Raw genomic sequence first — 18,194 nt, 5'->3', positions numbered from 1 at the left:
TCTGAAGAAATGGGTTAGGCGGAAACAGGAACAAACAGGTGTTTTCGTAGGAGCGAACTCCGCCCGCAATGTCCTCCGGCGCGGTGCGGAGCTATCGCGGACGGAGCCCGCTCCTGCGACGGTACGATCACGCCGCGATCAGTTCCTCCTGGCACAGCTGGCAGGCCAGCATGCCGAGGGTCATGATCGCCCGCTCCGCCTCACGGTCCCACGGGATGCCGCAGGTCAGGCGCAGGCAGTTATTGAACTGCTCGGTGTTACTGAAGATCAGCCCCGGCGCGATGCTGATGCCCTGTTCCAGCGCGCGCACGTGCAGCTCCTTGGTGTTGACCTTGGCCGGCAGGCTGACCCAGAGGATAAAGCCGCCCTTGGGCCGGGTCATCTGCGTGCCTTCAGGGAAGTACTGCTGCACCGCCAGCTGGTAGGCCGTCATGTTCTTGCGGTACTCCTGGCGGATGTAGCGCAAGTGCCGGTCGTAGCCGCCATTCTCCAGGTAGGCCGCCACACCCATCTGGGTGACGGTGCACGCCGAATGCGTGGTGAAGGTCTGCAGGCGGCGGATTTCCTCCTGGTAGCGCTCGGCGATGATCCAGCCGATGCGCACTCCCGGGGAAATGGTCTTGGAGAAGCTCGAGCAGTACACCACGCGACCGTCACGGTCGTGGGCCTTGAGTGCCTTGGTCTGGCCCTGGTCGAACATCAGCTCGCCGTAGATATCGTCCTCGATCACCCCGATGTTGTGCTCAGCGGTGAGCTTGAGCAGTGCCTTCTGGCGATCCTCGGGGATGGTGCCGCCCAGCGGGTTGCTCAGGCGCGCGGTCAGCACCAGTGCCTTGATCGGCCACTGGTTGGCAGCCAGTTGCAGGGCTTCCAGGCTGATGCCGGTCAGCGGGTCGCTGGGGATCTCGATGACCTTCAGGCCGAGGATATCGGCCAGCTGGAGCAAGCCGTAGTAGCTCGGCGACTCGGTGGCGATCAGGTCGCCGGGCCGGGTCATCACGCGCAAGGCCATGTGGATGGCGTCCACGCAACCATGGGTGATGGTCACCTGGGTCGGGTCGACCACCACGCCGGCGTCACGCATGCGGATCGCCACCTGGCGACGCAGCGGCTCGTAGCCGGGGCTGAACATGTAGCTGAAGGCACGCGGGCTGGAGAAGCGGGTGACCTTGGCCAGTTGCTGGTGCAGCGCACGGACCGGGAGGTAATCCACATGCGGCACGGCGGCGCCCAGCGGGAACACGCCTTCACGGCGCGCCTCGGCGAGCACCTGGTTGATGATGCTGCTGCGGGTGACCAACCCCGGCCGCTCGACACGAGCGATGTCCGGCGTCGAGGCAGTCAGCGCCGGCGTGCGGTGCACGTAGAAGCCGGATTGCGGGCGCGCGCGGATCAGCCCCTGATCTTCGAGGGTGGCATAGGCCTGGAGCACCGTGGCGTGGCTGACGTTGAGCTGGGTGCTCAACTTGCGCACGGACGGCACGCGCTCGCCTGGCTGGTAGACACCACGACGGATGTCTTCCGCCAGTTGCTGGGCGATGCGCTGGTAGAGCAGCAGATTGGACATGACGGCCATCCCTCGGTCATTGAACCGAAACAGTAGCCAAAAAGTGAAAACTGTTCCAGAACAGTCGTCAGCATTCCGTCCGATACAGTTGCGCTGCCCTCTGCGCTCAGATCTCCCCGAGCCAGTCCAGCAACCCTGCCACCACCAGTTGCGCATCGGTGGTCAGGCCGAGCTTCTGCATGGCGTTGCGCTTGTGGGTACTGATGGTGGAGACACTGCGATTGGTCCGTTCGGCGATCTCGCCCACCGTGGCGCCATGGGCCAGCCGGCGGATGATGTCGACTTCCGTCGGGCTCAGCGGCTTGCCGGTATGTCGGGGCGGGCGGAGCATCGGGTCGATGTAGGTCTCGCCCTTGCGGATACGCGCGAGGGCGTCGTCCAGCAGGCTCAGCGGGTTGCGCTTGCAGACATAGCCCACGGCGCCGCACTTGACCGCCGCAGTCGCCAACAGCGGCGCCCCCATGACCGAATAGACCAGTACAGGCACCTGCGGGTGGTGGCGCTGCAGCCATTCGATCAGATGCACGCCGTCACGCCCACGGGCGCCGGGCAGCGCCAGCTCGACGATGGCGAGGTCGACCTCCGGATGTGCGTTGAGGACATCCAGCAGGCTGTCGGTGTCGCTGACGAAGGCTTTCACCTGCCCCAGTTCGCGCTCCAGCAGATAGCGCTCCAGGCCCCAACCGATCATTGGCTGCGGGTCCGCCACGATTACATTGAAAAGCTTCTTTTCCGATGACATCACATTCTCTCGTTTACAGCTCCCCAGAGGGGATTAGTCGCACCTGGCCATTTTCGCCAAGCTGCCACTCGAAAGATTTCGAGATGCCCCTGATGAAAAACCCCGGAGCCGAGGCTTCCGGGGTTTTCCTGTGACGGGATATTGCGAGTCGGATCAGCGTTCGGCGCCGAGCTGGCCCTTCTCGTCGGAGAAGACGATCTCCACCCGGCGGTTCTGCGCGCGCCCCAGCGACGAGGCGTTGTCCGAGATCGGATAGGCCTCGCCATAGCCTTGTACCTGGACGCGCTTCTGGTCCACGCCCAGGTCGGTCAGCGCATCCGCCACGGCCTGCGCACGGTCCTTCGACAGCTGCAGATTCTGCTCGCGGTCGCCCTCGGCGTCGGTATAGCCCTCGATGCGGATGATCCGCCGCGGATTGAGCTGGAGGAACTGCACCAGCTTGAGCACAGTGCGGTTGGCCGCAGGTTTCAGGTCGGCTTCGCCGCTGTCGAACAGCACGTCACCGAGGGTCAGCACCAGGCCGCGCTCGGTCTCGTTCGTCGCCAGGCTGACCATCTGCTGCTCCAGCCACTTGCTCTGCTCCTGCACGTTGAGCAGGCGTGCTTCGCGCATCGCCAGCTGCAGGCGTTCGCGTTCCATCTGCTGCTTGGCCAGGCGTTCCTGGTTCAGCGCGAGGTTGCTGTGCTCGCGGGCGATCTCGCTGTAGCGCTGGCTGAGGTAGGAGTACTGCAGCACGTCATCGCTGCTGCCCCAGTAGTTGGACAGGCGCTCGGCACGGGCCAGCGACTCGCCGGCACGGATCACGTCCTTGGGTGCGCTGCGCAGCACGGCGGAGTCTTCCTTCACCCCCTGGAACTGCAGGCGGGCCTGCTCCAGGGACTTTTCGCTGAGCTGGCTGTTGGCACAGCCGGCCAGCAGGACGGCACTCGACAGTGCAGCCAGACGCAACAGTTGCAGGGAAGTCATTGCACTTCTCCCAACTGTTTGCGCAGGCGGTTGATGCTCTTGCCCTGCTCGGCCAGTTGCTCGGCGCTCTTGCGCGTCAGCTCCTTGGCCTCCGACAGGCGGGCATCGAGTTCAGCCTGTTCGGCCAGTTGCCGGGCCTTCTTGTTCGAGCCGACCGCCAGCGCGCCCTTGGCGGCCTGGTACTTGTCCTCGGCGAGCTTGAGTTCGGCCACGTCATCGGTCGCACCCACGGCCTTGGCCTGTTCCAGCGCCTGTTCGGTCAGGCGCATCTGCTCGTTGGGTGCCGGGTCGTTCGTCGCACAGCCGGCCACTGCAAACAAAGCCAGGCCGGCGACCATCATCCGTCGATTGATCACGAAATCTATTGTCCTACTCGGTGGGAGTGCTGGCAGGCTGCAGTTGCTGGGCCTTCCAGCGGGCCAGATTGTCCTGCAGCAGGCGCTGCGGGACTCCGGCGGCCGTCAATTCTGTCATTTTTTTCGCCAGTTGTCCGCGCAGCCACGGGTCGTTGCAAGCCGAGTTGTGCGCGACAGTCAGGTACAGACCTTCGCTGGAGATCGGCGGTTCCAGCGGCTGCAGGTCATCGGCCATGCCGAGGGTATCGGCGACCGCAAGGCCGGGATAGTGCTCGTAGATCACATAATCCGAGCGCTTGAGCAGCAGCTTCTGGAACGCCTGGGTCAGGCTGGGCACTTCCTCCAGCGTCAGTTGCTCCTTGGCGAAAGTGTCGAAATCCGGGCCGAAGCTGTTGTTCACCAGGGTGCCGCCCTTCAGGCCCTTCAGGTCGTCGCGGCCGTTGTAGGTCACCACGGCATCCTTGCGCATCCAGACCACGTTATCGGTGGTAAGAAATGCCGGATGGATATAGTCCATCGTCTCCAGCCGTTCCGGCGTGAGGAACGCGCCAGCGATCAGGTCGACGCGCCCCAGCCGCGCCTCCTCCTGTGCGCGAGCCCAGGAACCGGTATAGATCACCCGGATATTCACCCCGACCGCCTTGCCGATCTGCTCCAGAAGGTCGGCGTTGGCGCCGATCAGGCGCTCCGGTTGTGCCGGGTCGCGCCACAGATAGGGCGGGTACTCCGGGTTACCCGTAGCCACCAGGCGCTCGCACTTGCCGGCCGCGAAACCGGCCAGGGGCATGGAGAAAGTCACCAGCAACAGCAGCGCACGGATCATCGTGGAGCAATCGGGCATCGGTAGTCTCGCTCGCCAGAAGAAAGAACGGCCCTGCTTAGAGCCGCAAAATGCTAGCGTAAAGCACACCGACCCGATTTGGTAATAAGGACTTCTCATGAAGAAAGCCCTTCTGGCCCTGCTCCTGGCGATAGCCGTCGCCGCTGGCGTGCTCTACGCCTTCCCCTCCACCCTGCTGGCCACCGCGCAGTACGTCGAGAGTGCTCGCGCCCGGCTGTCGACCAACAGCCTGCAGGTCGACAACCTGGACATCGCCTATTACGAGGGCGGCCCGGAGAAGGCCCAGACCATTCTGCTGATCCACGGCTTCGGCGCCGACAAGAGCAACTGGCCGCGTTTCGCCCGTTTCCTCACCCAGGATTACCACGTCATCGCCGTCGACCTGCCAGGCTTCGGCGACAGCAGCAAGCCTGCGAACATCAGCTACGACGTCGGCACCCAGGCCGAGCGCCTGGCCGACTTCATGCGCGAGCAGGGCATCGGCCGTTTCCACGTGGTTGGAAACTCCATGGGCGGGCACATCGCCGCGCTGCTGGCCGCGCGACATCCGCAGGAGGTACTGTCGGTTGGCCTGTTCGACAACGCCGGAGTCATGGCGCCGCACCAGAGCGAACTGTTCGAGCGCCTGCTCAAGGGCGGCGACAATCCGCTGGTGCTGCGCAGGGTGGAAGATTTCCCCGCCCTGCTCGACTTCGTCTTCGTGCAGAAGCCACCGCTGCCGTCGCGCCTGCGGGACTACCTGGCAGAACGCTCGCTGGAGCGCAGCGCGTTCAACGGCATGGTCTTCCAGCAGTTGCGCGAACGCTATATCCCACTGGAGCCGGAGCTGCCGAAGATCACCGCGCCGACCCTGCTGCTGTGGGGCGATCGCGACCGCGTACTGGACGTTTCCAGCATCGACGTAATGAAACCGCTGCTGAAGAAGCCCAGCGTTGCCATCCTGCGCGATTGTGGCCACGTGCCGATGATCGAGCGCCCGGAGGAAACCGCTCGCCTTTACCTGGATTTCCTCAAACAGAACCACGGGCCGGTCACCGCGACGAACTGATTGCCGGCGACAAACAAAAACGGCGCCCTCGGGCGCCGTTTCTGCTGGAGCGAACTCAGAGCTGGATCAGATTCGGAATCTGCACGTCCGGATTGACGTCCTGCTCGTAGTCCACGCCGGCGATCTCGAAGCCGAAGAGACGCAGGAACTCGGACTTGTAGCCGGTGAAGTCGGTCAGCTGGTACAGGTTCTCGTTGGTCACCTTGTTCCACAGATCCTTCACGGTGTCCTGCACGTCCGGCTGCAGCTCCTTGTAGTCGGCGCGCAGGCGGCCGTCGGCGTCCAGGTGCGGCTCGGCGCCGTACAGGCTCTCGCGGAACAGGCCGTCGACCTGCTCGATGCAGCCTTCGTGGGTGCCCTTCTCCTTCATCACCTTGAACAGCAGCGACAGGTACAGCGGCATCATCGGGATGGCCGAGCTGGCCTGGGTGACCACGGCTTTCAGCACGGAAACACGGGCGTCGCCGCCGGTGACGGCCAGCTTCTCGCGAATGCCCAGGACTTTCTGGTCCAGATCCTTCTTGGCGGCACCGATGGAGCCGTTCCAGTACAGATCGTGGGTAATCTCTTCGCCCAGGTAGGTGAAGGCAGTGGTCTTGGCGCCGTCGGCCAGCACACCGGCTTCCTGCAGGGCGTCGATCCACATCTGCCAGTCTTCACCACCCATCACCGCCACGGTGTTGGCGATCTCGGCCTCGGTGGCCGGCTCCATCACACTTTCCTTGATCACTTCCTTGTCGGTGTCCAGACCACGGAAGTTGACGCTCTTGCCGACCGGCTTGAGCACGGAGTTGAAGACCTCGCCGGTCTTCGGATGGGTGCGGCGCGGCGCGGCCAGGCTGTAGACCACCAGGTCGACCTTGCCCAGGTCCTGCTTGATGGTCTCGATGGTGACTTTCTTCACTTCATCGGAGAAGGCGTCGCCGTTGATGCTGCGCGCATACAGGCCCTTGGCCTTGGCGAACTTCTCGAAGGCAGCCGAGTTGTACCAGCCGGCGGTGCCCGCCTTGGTCTCGCTGCCGGGGCGCTCGAAGAACACGCCCAGGGTGTCGGCGCCGGCGCCAAAGGCGGCGCTGATGCGCGCGGCCAGGCCGTAGCCGGTGGAGGAACCGATGACCAGGACCTTCTTCGGACCGTTGGCGATGGGGCCGTGCGCCTCGACGTACTCGATCTGTTCCTTGACGTTGGCTTCACAGCCGGTCGGGTGGGTAGTGACGCAGATGAAGCCACGCACGCGCGGTTTGATGATCATGAAAACCTCGGTAGCCAGGTGTCGATTGAACACATTCAGGAACTGGAGACGTCGCGCATTGTAGATGAGACACCTTCGCCCGTGGACTTCTGCGCAAAGATTCGTGACCAATGGGTCATCAGTGCAGCGAAACGACCATTTCCCGAGGAAAATCAGGGACCTGAAATGAAAGAACCCGCCACGGGGGCGGGTTCCTTCACTGAGCGAAAAAGGCTTAGACGGCCTTTTCCAGCTCCGGTACGGCTTCGAACAGGTCGGCGACCAGGCCGTAGTCGGCGACCTGGAAGATCGGCGCCTCTTCGTCCTTGTTGATCGCAACGATCACTTTCGAATCCTTCATGCCCGCCAGGTGCTGGATGGCGCCGGAGATACCAACGGCCACGTACAGCTGCGGAGCAACGATCTTGCCGGTCTGGCCGACCTGCATGTCGTTCGGCACGAAGCCGGCGTCGACCGCGGCGCGGGAYGCACCGACGGCAGCGCCCAGCTTGTCGGCCAGGGAGTAAAGGATGCTGAAGTTGTCGCCATTGCCCATGCCGCGGCCGCCGGATACGACGATCTTGGCAGCGGTCAGTTCCGGACGGTCGGACTTGGCCAGCTCTTCGCCGACAAAGGCGGACTTGCCGGCATCGGCCGGGCCGGAAACAGCTTCAACAGCGGCGGAGCCACCTTCGGCAGCAACGGCGTCGAAGCCGGTGCCACGCACGGTGATCACTTTCACGGCAGCCGAGGACTGCACGGTAGCGATGGCGTTACCGGCATAGATCGGGCGCTTGAAGGTRTCGGCGCTGACRACTTCGATGATCTCGGAGATCTGGTCGACGTCCAGCAGGGCGGCAACGCGCGGCAGGAAGTTCTTGCCGTTGGTGGTGGCGGCGGCCAGCACGTGGCTGTAGCCCTTGCCCAGCTCAGCGATCAGCGGAGCAACGTTCTCCGGCAGTTGGTGAGCGTAGGCAGCGTTGTCGGCGACCAGCACCTTGGCAACACCAGCGATCTTGGCAGCGGCTTCAGCCACGCCACCGACGTTCTGGCCAGCAACCAGGACGGCGATGTCGCCACCAATCTTCTGCGCCGCAGCGACAGTGTTCAGAGTGGCAGCGCCCAGTGCGCCGTTGTTGTGCTCAGCGATTACCAGGATAGCCATCAGATTACTTTCGCCTCGTTCTTCAGTTTCTCGACCAGTTCAGCAACGGACTTGACCTTGATGCCAGCGCTACGGGCAGCCGGAGCTTCGACTTTCACGGTCTTCACGGTGGAAGCGGTGGAAACGCCCAGGGCGTCCGGGGTCACCACGTCCAGCGGCTTCTTCTTCGCTTTCATGATGTTSGGCAGCGACGCGTAGCGCGGCTCGTTCAGGCGCAGGTCGGTGGTGACGATTGCCGGCAGGTTCAGGGCAACGGTCTGCAGGCCGCCGTCGATTTCACGGGTGACGTTGACCTTGTCGCCAGCGACTTCGACCTTGGAGGCGAAGGTGCCTTGCGCGTAGCCGGTCAGCGCRGCCAGCATCTGGCCGGTCTGGTTGTTGTCGCTGTCGATGGCCTGCTTGCCGAGGATGACCAGCTGCGGCTGCTCTTTATCCACGATGGCTTTCAGGGCCTTGGCGACAGCCAGGGAATTCAGTTCTTCGTTGCTCTCGACCAGCACCGCGCGGTCGGCTCCCAGCGCCAAAGCGGTGCGCAATTGCTCCTGCGCGCCACTCGGGCCGACCGAGACCACCACGATCTCGCTGGCGACGCCTTTCTCTTTGAGGCGCACRGCCTCTTCCACGGCGATTTCGCAGAAGGGGTTCATSGACATCTTGACGTTGGCGAGATCRACGCCGGAGTTGTCCGCCTTGACGCGGACCTTGACGTTGTAATCGACCACGCGTTTTACCGCGACCAGTACTTTCATCAGGGATATTCCTTGGCTGGCGCCGTCATCCGGCGGCGCTGCGGTTGGTTTGGGTTCGCGAGCAAGCTCGCTCCTACAGGTGTGCACCGATTTGCTCTTCGTAGGAGCGAGCTTGCTCGCGAACGGATTCAGGCCAGGGCGTCAGGCCTCACCGAGCTGCTCGATCACACCCTCGGCCTTCAACTGCGCCAGGCGTGCGTCATCGATTCCCAGACGGCGCTTGAGCACCTCGTCGGTGTGCTCGCCGAGCATGGGCGCCGGGCGCTGGTATTCCACCGGCGTCTCGGACAATTTCAGCGGGCTGCCGACCATGCGGAACGCCGGGTTCTGCGCGTGGGGAATCTCCACCAGCATGTCGCGGGCGATCACCTGCGGCTCATCCAGCGCGCGACCGATATCGTTGATCACACCGACCGGCACCTTCATCGCATGGATGCGCTTCACCCAGTTGTCGGCGGTGTCGCCCTGGAAGTGCTCGGCCAGCTTGCCGACGATGATGTCGCGGTTGCGCACGCGGTCGGCGTTGCGGGTGAAGCGCGGGTCCTTGGGCAATTCCGGCAGGCCGATGGCATCGCACAGCGAAACGAACTGGCTGTCGTTGCCGCAGGCGATGATGAAGTCCATGTCCTTCGCGCTGAACACCTGGTACGGCACGATGTTGACGTGGGCATTGCCCTGGCGGCCCGGCGAGCGCCCGGTGGCGAGGTAGTTCTGGCTCTGGTTGCCGAGCATGGCGACCTGCACGTCGAGCAGCGCCATGTCGCAGTGCTGGCCGCGGCCGGTCTTCTCCCGCGCCAGCAGCGCGGCCTGGATGGCGACCACCGAGTAGAGGCCGGTCATCACGTCCGACACGGCGACACCGACTTTCTGCGGGCCGGCGCCGGGCACACCGTCCTTCTCGCCGGTGATGCTCATCAAGCCGCCCATGCCCTGGATGATGAAGTCGTAGCCGGGCTCCTCGGCGCGCGGGCCGGTCTGGCCGAAACCGGTGATGGAGCAGTAGACCAGGCGCGGATTCACGTTCGACAGGCTCTCGTAGTCCAGCCCGTACTTGGCCAGCGAACCGGCCTTGTAGTTCTCGATCAGCACGTCGCACTCGCAGGCCAGGGCGCGCACCAGCGCCTGCCCTTCTTCGGTGGCCAGGTTCAGCGCCACCGACAGCTTGTTGCGGTTAGTGGACTGGTAGTACGCCGCCTCGGAGCTGTCCGAGCCATCGGCGGCTTTCATGTAGGGCGGGCCCCAGCCGCGGGTGTCGTCACCCACGCCGGGCCGTTCGATCTTGATCACTTCCGCGCCCAGGTCGGCCAGCACCTGGCCGCACCAGGGCCCGGCCAGCACGCGGCTGAGGTCGAGTACGCGGTATCCGCTCAAAGCACCCATCTTCAACTCCTCTCTGGCGCTCAGGCGCGCTCGATAACCATGGCGAGCCCCTGGCCCACGCCGATGCACAGGCTGATCACCGCATAGCGTTGACCGCTGCGCTGCAGTTGTCGCGCCACGCTCAGCGCCAGCCGCGCGCCGGAAGCGCCCAGCGGGTGGCCGACGGCGATGGCGCCGCCATTGGGGTTGACCCGCGCATCGTCGAAATCGACACCCAGACCATGCAGGCAACCGAGCACCTGGGAAGCGAAAGCCTCGTTGATCTCGATGATGTCCATGTCGGCCAGGGTCAGGTTGGCGCGGGCCAGCGCCTTGTTGATCGCCTCGACCGGGCCGACACCCATGATGCGCGGCTCGACGCCGACTGCCGCCGCCGAAAGAATCCGCGCCAGCGGCTTGAGGTCGTGGCGTTCGCCCGCCGCTGCCGAGCCGACCAGCAATGCGGCAGCGCCGTCGTTGACGCCGGAAGCGTTGCCCGCTGTGACCACCCCGCCTTCGGACAGCGGCTTGAGGCGCGCCAATGCGGCTTCATCGGAAGACGGACGCGGATGCTCGTCCTGCTCGACCACATTCGGCGGCGTCTTGCGCCCGGTCGGCACGTTGACCGGGAGGATTTCCCCGACGAAGAAACCGGCCTGGCGGGCGGCTTCAAAGTTGGCCTGGGAACGGGCAGCAAAGCGGTCGGCCTGCTCGCGGCTGATGCCGAATTCGCGGGCTACGTTATCGCCAGTCTCCGGCATGCTGTCGTTGCCGAACCCGGCAACGATCTTCGGGTTGGGAAAGCGCGCACCGATGGTGCTGTCGAATACTGTCAGGTCACGGCTGTACGCCGCCTCGGCCTTGGCCATGACGAAGGGCGCGCGGGACATGCTTTCCACGCCGCCAGCGACGAACAGCTCGCCTTCACCACAGGTCACGGCGCGCGCTGCATCGATTACCGCCGCCAGACCACTGGCGCACAGGCGGTTCACCGTCTGGCCCGGCACGGTCACCGGCAGGCCGGCGAGCAGTGCGGCATGGCGGGCGATGTTGCGGCTGTCTTCACCGGCCTGGTTGGTGTTGCCGAGGATCACGTCCTCGATGGCTTCGCCCGGCACCTTGGTGCTGGCCAGCAGCTCGCGGATCACCTGAGCGATCAGATCGTCCGGGCGCACCGGCGCCAGGGCGCCGCCATGGCGACCGAAGGGCGTGCGCAGGCCGGCGTAGATATAAGCATTGAGCATCGGTATCTCCTTGAATCGGTAGGCGCCGGGCTTCAGCCCAGCGCAGGCTCGGCGTGGCGCAGCGACAGTCCCAGCGCAGCGCGGCGGCGCAGCCACGGGCCGGGGCGGTAGCGGGCATCGCCGGTCAGGTCGGTCATGCGTTCGAGAATGGTCAACAGGCGCCCCGGGCCGACGCTGTCGCCCCAGGCCAGCGGACCTTGCGGGTAACCCAGACCACGACGCACGCCTTCGTCGAGGTCGTCGACGCTGGCGATGCGCTGCTGCACGATGTCGCCGGCCAGGTTGACGATCAGCGCCAGTACCCGTTGGGCAACGAAACCGACGCTGTCATTAATCACGGTGACGCCTACGCCGTCAGCCGCCAGCAGCGCATGGGCTGCGTCGCGCATCGCCGGGGCAGTCGCCGGGTTCTGCATCAGGCAGCGGTGGCGCTGCAAGTCCAGCAGCAGGTCGATGCACAGGGTCCGCGCCGGGTCGGTGCCGAAGTTCTGGCAGGCCGTGGTTGCGTCCACGCCATAAGGTGCGAGCAGGCACAGCGCCTCGCTGCTGGATTGGGCGCCCTGCTCCAGGGTCGCACCGAGTTTCTTCAGCAGTTCGCCGAGCAACTCGCGGTCCTGGTCGTTCTCCGCACCGATCCACACCGGCGGCAGCGCAGCCACGCTCGGTACTGGTTGCGGCGCCGGCGGGTCGATCATCTTGCCGTCTGCGTAGCGATAGAAGCCGCGGCCGACCTTGCGACCGACGAAGCCGGCCTCGAGCATCTGCCGGGTCAGCGCCGCCGGGCGATAACGCGGTTCCTGGTAGAACTGGTTGTAGATGGACTCGATCACCGGGTGGGAAACGTCCAGCGCGGTGAGGTCGAACAGCTCCAGCGGCCCCATGCGGAAGCCCAGGCCATCGCGCAGGATGCGGTCGATATCGGCCGGTTCGGCGATGGCTTCCTTGAGCATCTGCAAGGCTTCGGTGCTGTAGGCACGGCCGGCGTGGTTGATGATGAAGCCGGGGGTGTCCTTGGCGCGGATGCCGCGATGGCCCATGCGTGCGGCCAGCGCCACCAACCTGTCGCCGACCAGCGGGTCGCTGGCCAGGCCGTCGATTACCTCGACCACCTTCATCAGCGGCACCGGGTTGAAGAAGTGGAAGCCCGCCACCCGCTCCGGATGCTGGCAGCCACGGGCGATGCTGGTGACCGACAGCGACGAGGTGTTGGTGGCGAGGATACAGTCGGGGCTGACCACGGCCTCCAGATCGGCCAGCAGCGCCTGCTTGGCATCGAGACGTTCGATGATCGCCTCGACCACCAGATCAGAATCGGCCAGCTCGCCCAGGGAACCGGCAACCAGCAAACGAGCCAGGGTGGCGTCGGCCTCGGCAGGAGTGATCTTGCCCTTCTCCGCCAGCTTGGCGAGGGTGCGACCGAGGTTTTCACGCGCGGTTTGGGCCGCACCGTCACGGGCATCGAAGAGTTTCACCTGGATGCCGGCCTGGGCGGCGATCTGGGCGATACCGCTGCCCATGACACCCGTACCGACGATGGCCATGCGCTCAATACCGAAAGAAAGGCTCATGCTCATTCCCCCAGGAAACTGGCTTTGCGTTTTTCGAGGAAGGCGGCCGCGCCCTCTTTCTGGTCTTTCGAGTCGAACAGCAACTGGAAGGCCTTGCGCTCGAGCGTCAATGCGCTGTCCAGCGGCAAGTCGGCACCAGCAAGCATCACTTCCTTGATCTGCGCCACGGCCAGCGGCGGCAGCGCGGCGATCTCAGCGGCCAGCTCCAGCGCGCGGGGCAGCGTGCGCGAGTCTTCCACCACTTCACTGAGCATGCCGATGGCCAGGGCTTCGGGCGCCTTGACCAGGCAGCCGGTCAGGGCGATGCGCATTGCCTGGAACTTGCCCACGGCGCGGATCAGCCGCTGGGTGCCACCGGCGCCGGGCATCAGGCCGAGTTTCACTTCCGGCTGACCAAAGCGTGCCGACTCGCCGGCGACGATGATGTCGCAGTGCATTGCCAGCTCGCAGCCGCCGCCCAGGGCAAAACCGTTCACCGCAGCGATCACCGGCTTGGGGCAACGGGAAATCGCTTCCCACAGCAGTTCGGTGTGGCGACGGTACATCTCGATGGGGCTGGCCTGGGCGAATTCACGGATGTCAGCGCCGGCGACGAAGCATTCCTCTCCGCCGGTCAGCACCACCGCGCGAACCTCAGGGTTATCGCTCAGGGCGCGGAAGTGCTCGGCCAGTTGCTGGCGCACCGCAGCATTGAGGGCGTTTTTGGCTTCCGGGCGGTCGATGCGGACAACCGCCACACCGTTAGCCTGGATATCGAGATGAACCACGCTGGTACTCATGAAAGCTGTGACCTCACTTTTGTTTCGCCTGACGAAACTACATTCCGTATTTCGATTTAATCATAGTGATCCTGGATCGCCGCTGTAAACGGTGATGAGCCAAATAGCCTTGAAAGCCCTTTAAAACCTGAGCCAGATATATTTTTAGCGGCACGCCTGTACTAACCAGTTCAGACCCATTACAATTTCGTCTGACGAAACTGAATTTTATTTTATTGATTTTCCGTGAATAGGGGTTCTACCATGCGCCGCAACAAGACGGAGATGGACTCGGCTGCGCCGACGAAAAACGAAGGTGAAATCGGCCTGCTGGAACGCGGCCTGTACGACCCGGCCACGGCACTGAGCGAAGAGGAAAACAGCGGCCAGTTCGTCACGGCGCTGGCTCGCGGCCTGGAGATCCTGCGTTGCTTCACGCCACGGGAAAACGTGCTGAGCAACCAGGACCTGGCCCGCAAGACCGACCTGCCCAAGCCGACGGTGACGCGCCTGACCAACACCCTGATGCGCCTGGGTTGCCTCAAGCGCGAGGTGCATTCGGGCAAGTACCAGCTGGATGTCGGCGTGCTGGGTTTCGGCTACGCGATGCTGTCGAACCTGTCGATCCGCGCGGTGGCCCATCCGCTGATGGAGGAACTGGCCAACCACGCCCAGGCGGCGGTGGCCATGGCCGCCCGCGACCGCCTGCAGATGGTCTACCTGGATGTGGTCCAGGGACAGGGAAACATGACGATGCGCCGGCAGATCGGCAGTTACCTGCCGCTGGCGGTGAGTTCGGTAGGCCGCGCGTGCCTCGCGGCGATGCCGGAAAACGAACGGGAATTCCTGCTCGACCACGTTCGCGAACGCGAACCGGACAACTGGCCGGCCATCCGCAAGGGTCTGGACCGCGCCTTCAGGGACTACACCGACTACGGCTACTGCCTGTCGATCGGTGAATGGCACCGCGACGTCAACTCCGTCGCCGTGCCCTTGGTACACCCGCAGTACGGCCTGCTGGCCTTCAACTGCGGCGGACCGAGCTTCCAGCTGACCCGCGAGAAGCTCGAGGACGACATCGGGCCCCGCCTGATCAACATGGTCAACAACATAGGTGCCGCCGCTCGCTGAATCTCGGGTGACGGTGCCTCGCCAGACTGGCCCGCTCGCGGGCCTTGTGAGGAGTGCACATGATCCGAGACCCAGAAACGCTGCAGATACTTCTGGACTCCATCCACCAGTTCGTCGGCGAAGTGCTGATCCCGCGGGAAAACGAGGTTGCCGAAACCGACGCGATCCCGCAGGACATCATCCAGCAGATGCGCGAGATGGGCCTGTTCGGCCTGACCATCCCCGAAGAGTTCGGCGGCCTGGGCGTGACCATGGAAGAAGAGGTGAACATCACCTTCGAACTCGGCCGCACCTCCCCCGCCTTCCGCTCCTACATCGGCACCAACAACGGCATCGGCTCCATCGGCATCCTGATCGACGGCACGCCGGAACAGAAAGCCGATTATCTGCCCAAGCTCGCCAGCGGCGAACTGCTCAGCGCCTTCTGCCTGACCGAGCCGGACTCGGGCTCCGACGCCGCCTCGCTGAAGACCACCGCCGTGCGCGATGGCGACTTCTACGTGCTCAACGGCACCAAGCGCTTCATCACCAACGCCCCGCACGCCGGCATCTATACCGTGATGGCCCGCACCAACCCGGCGATCAAGGGTTCCGGCGGCATCAGCGCATTCATCGTCGAACGCGGCACGCCAGGCATTTCCCTCGGCAAGCCGGACCACAAGATGGGCCAGAAAGGCGCGCACACCAGCGACGTGATCTTCGACAACGTGCGCATCCCGGCCAGCCAGCTCATCGGCGGCGTCGAGGGCGTCGGCTTCAAGACCGCCATGAAGGTGCTCGACAAGGGCCGCTTGCACATCGCCGCGCTGAGCGTCGGCGCCGCCGAACGCATGCTCGCCGATGCGTTGCAGTACGCCCTGGAGCGCAAGCAGTTCGGCCAGCCGATTGCCGAGTTCCAGCTGATCCAGGCGATGCTCGCCGACAGCAAGGCCGAGATCTACGCCGCCCGCTGCATGGTGCTGGACGCTGCGCGCAAGCGCGACGAGGGCCGCAACGTCAGCACCGAGGCCTCCTGCGCCAAGATGTTCGCCACCGAGATGTGCGGCCGCGTTGCCGATCGCTGCGTGCAGATCCACGGCGGCGCCGGCTACGTCAGCGAGTACGCCATCGAGCGTTTCTACCGCGACGTCCGCCTGTTCCGGCTCTACGAGGGCACCACGCAGATCCAGCAGGTGATCATCGCCCGCAACATGATCCGCGAAGCCCAGGCCTGACCCCCTCAGGCGGCGCGGGGCCACGCACCCCGCGCCTGCCAACCCAAAAGCACCTGCCACACGCTTACCGAGGACCGGCACGCCGGTCCGCCAACAACTACAACAGGTAATTCGTTCATGGAAAACACTGCTTCCGCTCCGGCGGCAACCGCCGCTACCCAGGACAAGACCTGGGTCCTCGTCTTCGCCTTCTGCTTCATCGGCCTGCTGATCGATGGCGCAGACCTGATGCTGCTCTCCTACAGCCTCACCAGCCTCAAGGCCGAGTTCGGCCTGAGCAACCTCCAGGCCGGCAGCCTGGGCAGCGTCACCCTGGCCGGCATGGCCTTCGGTGGGATCTACGGCGGCTGGGCGTGCGATCGCTTCGGCCGGGTCAAGACGGTGGTCTGGACCATCGTGCTGTTCTCCGTCGGCACCGCTGTTCTTGGTCTGACCCACAACTACTGGCAGTTCGCCGCGGCACGCTTCGTCGCGTCGCTCGGCCTCGGCGCCCTTTACGTGGCCTGCAATACGCTCATGGCCGAGTACGTGCCCACCAAATACCGCACCACTGTGCTGGGCACCCTGCAGGCAGGCTGGTCGGTCGGCTACATCGTCGCCACCCTGCTGGCCGGCTGGATCCTGCCGGACCACGGTTGGCGCTACCTGTTCTATATCGCCATCATCCCGGTGGTACTGGCCATCGCCATGCGCAAGCTGATTCCCGAGCCCGCCGCCTGGATCCAGGCGCAGGCCGAACGCCAGCAGCGCAAGGCCAACGCTCCTGCCGGAACGGTTGCCGCTCCACGGCAGAACGCCTTCCGCCAGATTTTCGCCGACCCGAAGGCCAGCCGCATGTTCCTGTTCTGGGCGCTGACCGCCGGCTTCCTGCAGTTCGGCTACTACGGCGTGAACAACTGGATGCCGTCGTACCTGGAAACCGAGATGGGCATGAACTTCAAGGCCATGACCGCCTACCTGGTCGGCACCTATGCCGCGATGATCCTCGGCAAGGTACTGGCCGGCGTCGCCGCCGACTGGTTCGGCCGCCGCACCGTGTTCTCCTTCGGCGCCCTGGGCACCGCGGTGTTCCTGCCGGTGATCGTGCTGTTCCACAGCCCCGAGAACATTCTGTGGATGCTGGTGGTGTTCGGCTTCCTCTACGGCATTCCGTATGGCGTGAACGCGACCTACATGACCGAGAGCTTCGCTGCGGCGTTCCGTGGCACAGCCGTGGGCGGTGCCTACAACATCGGTCGCATCGGCGCGGCTATTGCGCCGGCGGTGATCGGTTTCCTCGCCACGCAGATGTCCATCGGCGTGGGCTTCCTGGTGATGGGTGCCGCGTACTTCATCTGCGGGGTGATCCCCGCCCTGCTGATCCGCGACAAGCAGTTCGACCCGCAACAGGAGTGATCGGGAGCCAGTGAGCCGGCTTCGGCTGGCTCACCCCCTTCAAAACAAAAACGCCCGATGCACTGCACCGGGCGTTTTTTATTGCGCTGTCGAATGGCGCGGAGCAAATCGAACAGGCAAAAAAAAGCCCCGCCTAAGCGGGGCTTTCTTCGTCAGCGATGTCGATTAGACAGCGCGAACTTGTTCAGCTTGCGGGCCTTTCTGGCCGGCAGTCACAACGAAGCTGACCTTCTGGCCTTCGTCGAGGGACTTGTAGCCGTTGCCTTCGATCTGACGGAAGTGAACGAATACGTCCGGGCCGCTTTCCGGGGTGATGAAGCCGAAGCCCTTCTCAGCGTTGAACCACTTGACGATGCCGTTTTGACGATCGGACATGATGTTGTCTCCTAAAAATATGCTAAAGGCCGGCCGAAAGCCGACCGGCGATGAGCTGAATGCGTAGTGAAGAGGTGCCGAGGAGATGGAGCATCTTGTAGAAGAACATCAAGTCGCGGAACTCGTTACTGGGCAGGCAGCCCATGCAGAATACAAGGTTTGGCGCATATTCATAGCTTTTTTTCACGACCAGTGGTGATTTTGACAAATGGTCGAGCTATCCCGGCGCTTTGAACAAAACAGGTGTAGTCTGCCGGTGCCGGTTTGGCGCCCCAACGCATAGGTGACTTCATGACTGATTCACAGCTGATTCGCGAACGTTCGGAGCTTGATGAAAAGATTGCTGCCTTCCTCTCCCAGGGCGGTGAAATCCAGGAAATCCCCGTTGGCCAACTGGCGGTGAAGGTCGAGAAAAAATCGCAGTGGGCGAAGTCCGACAGCAAGAAACCAACCGCCTGAGCGCACCTGCCCGCTCGAAGAAAGCC

At 64.1% G+C, this 18,194-nt stretch carries 18 protein-coding genes; 5 read left to right on the top strand and 13 right to left on the bottom strand.

Features of this window, described 5'->3' with window-relative positions; translation table 11 throughout:
* Window positions 1-127 precede the first annotated feature (127 nt).
* The 5 genes from A6723_RS17970 to A6723_RS17950 form a co-directional block, all read right to left on the bottom strand.
* Entirely contained in the window at window positions 128-1,567 is a 1,440-nt protein-coding gene (locus A6723_RS17970; RefSeq protein WP_024764499.1) for a PLP-dependent aminotransferase family protein, read from the bottom strand.
* Between the two features lie 106 nt (window positions 1,568-1,673).
* Entirely contained in the window at window positions 1,674-2,309 is a 636-nt protein-coding gene (locus A6723_RS17965; protein ID WP_054909724.1) for a response regulator transcription factor, read from the bottom strand.
* Window positions 2,310-2,462: 153 nt separating this feature from the next.
* Window positions 2,463-3,275, bottom strand: a complete 813-nt coding sequence (locus A6723_RS17960; protein WP_054909725.1) for an OmpA family protein — start codon at window positions 3,273-3,275, stop codon at window positions 2,463-2,465.
* Complete coding sequence (locus A6723_RS17955) at window positions 3,272-3,616, bottom strand: DUF4398 domain-containing protein (RefSeq protein WP_054909726.1); 345 nt, start codon at window positions 3,614-3,616, stop codon at window positions 3,272-3,274. The genes A6723_RS17960 and A6723_RS17955 overlap by 4 nt, the downstream gene beginning before the upstream one ends.
* 28 nt (window positions 3,617-3,644) lie before the next feature.
* A complete protein-coding gene (locus A6723_RS17950; RefSeq protein WP_054909727.1) occupies window positions 3,645-4,472 on the bottom strand; it encodes an ABC transporter substrate-binding protein in 828 nt (275 codons plus the stop codon).
* A 97-nt stretch (window positions 4,473-4,569) separates the two neighbouring features.
* Here A6723_RS17950 and A6723_RS17945 point away from each other — a divergent pair, with 97 nt between their 5' ends.
* Window positions 4,570-5,520 (top strand): alpha/beta fold hydrolase, encoded by a 951-nt coding sequence (locus A6723_RS17945; protein WP_054909728.1) that lies wholly within the window; start codon window positions 4,570-4,572, stop codon window positions 5,518-5,520.
* A gap of 55 nt (window positions 5,521-5,575) precedes the next feature.
* On the opposite strand, the gene fabV is transcribed toward A6723_RS17945, so the two are convergent.
* From fabV to A6723_RS17910, 7 genes are all read right to left on the bottom strand, one after another.
* Window positions 5,576-6,772 carry an enoyl-ACP reductase FabV gene (gene fabV, locus A6723_RS17940; RefSeq protein ID WP_054909729.1) on the bottom strand — a complete coding sequence of 399 codons (1,197 nt, stop codon included), beginning with the start codon at window positions 6,770-6,772 and terminating at the stop codon, window positions 5,576-5,578.
* Between the two features lie 214 nt (window positions 6,773-6,986).
* Window positions 6,987-7,916 carry an electron transfer flavoprotein subunit alpha/FixB family protein gene (locus A6723_RS17935; protein ID WP_064979831.1) on the bottom strand — a complete coding sequence of 310 codons (930 nt, stop codon included), beginning with the start codon at window positions 7,914-7,916 and terminating at the stop codon, window positions 6,987-6,989.
* Window positions 7,916-8,665 carry an electron transfer flavoprotein subunit beta/FixA family protein gene (locus A6723_RS17930; RefSeq protein WP_064979830.1) on the bottom strand — a complete coding sequence of 250 codons (750 nt, stop codon included), beginning with the start codon at window positions 8,663-8,665 and terminating at the stop codon, window positions 7,916-7,918. The genes A6723_RS17935 and A6723_RS17930 overlap by 1 nt, the downstream gene beginning before the upstream one ends.
* Before the next feature lie 141 nt (window positions 8,666-8,806).
* Window positions 8,807-10,045, bottom strand: a complete 1,239-nt coding sequence (locus tag A6723_RS17925) for a CaiB/BaiF CoA-transferase family protein (protein ID WP_054909214.1) — start codon at window positions 10,043-10,045, stop codon at window positions 8,807-8,809.
* Between the two features lie 20 nt (window positions 10,046-10,065).
* Window positions 10,066-11,268 (bottom strand): 3-oxoadipyl-CoA thiolase, encoded by a 1,203-nt coding sequence (locus tag A6723_RS17920; RefSeq protein WP_054909215.1) that lies wholly within the window; start codon window positions 11,266-11,268, stop codon window positions 10,066-10,068.
* Between the two features lie 32 nt (window positions 11,269-11,300).
* Window positions 11,301-12,842, bottom strand: a complete 1,542-nt coding sequence (locus A6723_RS17915; protein WP_054909216.1) for a 3-hydroxyacyl-CoA dehydrogenase — start codon at window positions 12,840-12,842, stop codon at window positions 11,301-11,303.
* On the bottom strand, window positions 12,839-13,615 hold the full coding sequence (locus A6723_RS17910) for an enoyl-CoA hydratase (protein WP_023102390.1): 777 nt from the start codon (window positions 13,613-13,615) through the stop codon (window positions 12,839-12,841). The genes A6723_RS17915 and A6723_RS17910 overlap by 4 nt, the downstream gene beginning before the upstream one ends.
* Window positions 13,616-13,858: 243 nt before the next feature.
* On the opposite strand from A6723_RS17910, the gene A6723_RS17905 reads away from it, so the two are divergent.
* The 3 genes from A6723_RS17905 (at window position 13,859) to A6723_RS17895 (ending at window position 17,334) form a co-directional block, all read left to right on the top strand.
* Window positions 13,859-14,725 carry an IclR family transcriptional regulator gene (locus tag A6723_RS17905; protein ID WP_064979828.1) on the top strand — a complete coding sequence of 289 codons (867 nt, stop codon included), beginning with the start codon at window positions 13,859-13,861 and terminating at the stop codon, window positions 14,723-14,725.
* A gap of 59 nt (window positions 14,726-14,784) precedes the next feature.
* A complete protein-coding gene (locus A6723_RS17900; protein ID WP_054909218.1) occupies window positions 14,785-15,939 on the top strand; it encodes an acyl-CoA dehydrogenase family protein in 1,155 nt (384 codons plus the stop codon).
* A gap of 117 nt (window positions 15,940-16,056) precedes the next feature.
* Window positions 16,057-17,334 carry an MFS transporter gene (locus A6723_RS17895; RefSeq protein WP_054909219.1) on the top strand — a complete coding sequence of 426 codons (1,278 nt, stop codon included), beginning with the start codon at window positions 16,057-16,059 and terminating at the stop codon, window positions 17,332-17,334.
* 165 nt (window positions 17,335-17,499) lie between these two features.
* Here A6723_RS17895 and A6723_RS17890 read toward each other — a convergent pair whose 3' ends face one another.
* Complete coding sequence (locus A6723_RS17890) at window positions 17,500-17,709, bottom strand: cold-shock protein (protein ID WP_017518411.1); 210 nt, start codon at window positions 17,707-17,709, stop codon at window positions 17,500-17,502.
* Between the two features lie 291 nt (window positions 17,710-18,000).
* On the opposite strand from A6723_RS17890, the gene A6723_RS32155 reads away from it, so the two are divergent.
* A complete protein-coding gene (locus A6723_RS32155; protein ID WP_175405560.1) occupies window positions 18,001-18,168 on the top strand; it encodes a hypothetical protein in 168 nt (55 codons plus the stop codon).
* Window positions 18,169-18,194 lie beyond the last annotated feature (26 nt).

Source organism: Pseudomonas sp. AU11447 (genome assembly GCF_001672555.2).
GTDB classification, from domain to species: domain Bacteria; phylum Pseudomonadota; class Gammaproteobacteria; order Pseudomonadales; family Pseudomonadaceae; genus Pseudomonas; species Pseudomonas nitroreducens.
Note: the sequence above shows the minus strand (reverse complement) of the source record. Positions and strands in the feature narration are given on the sequence as shown.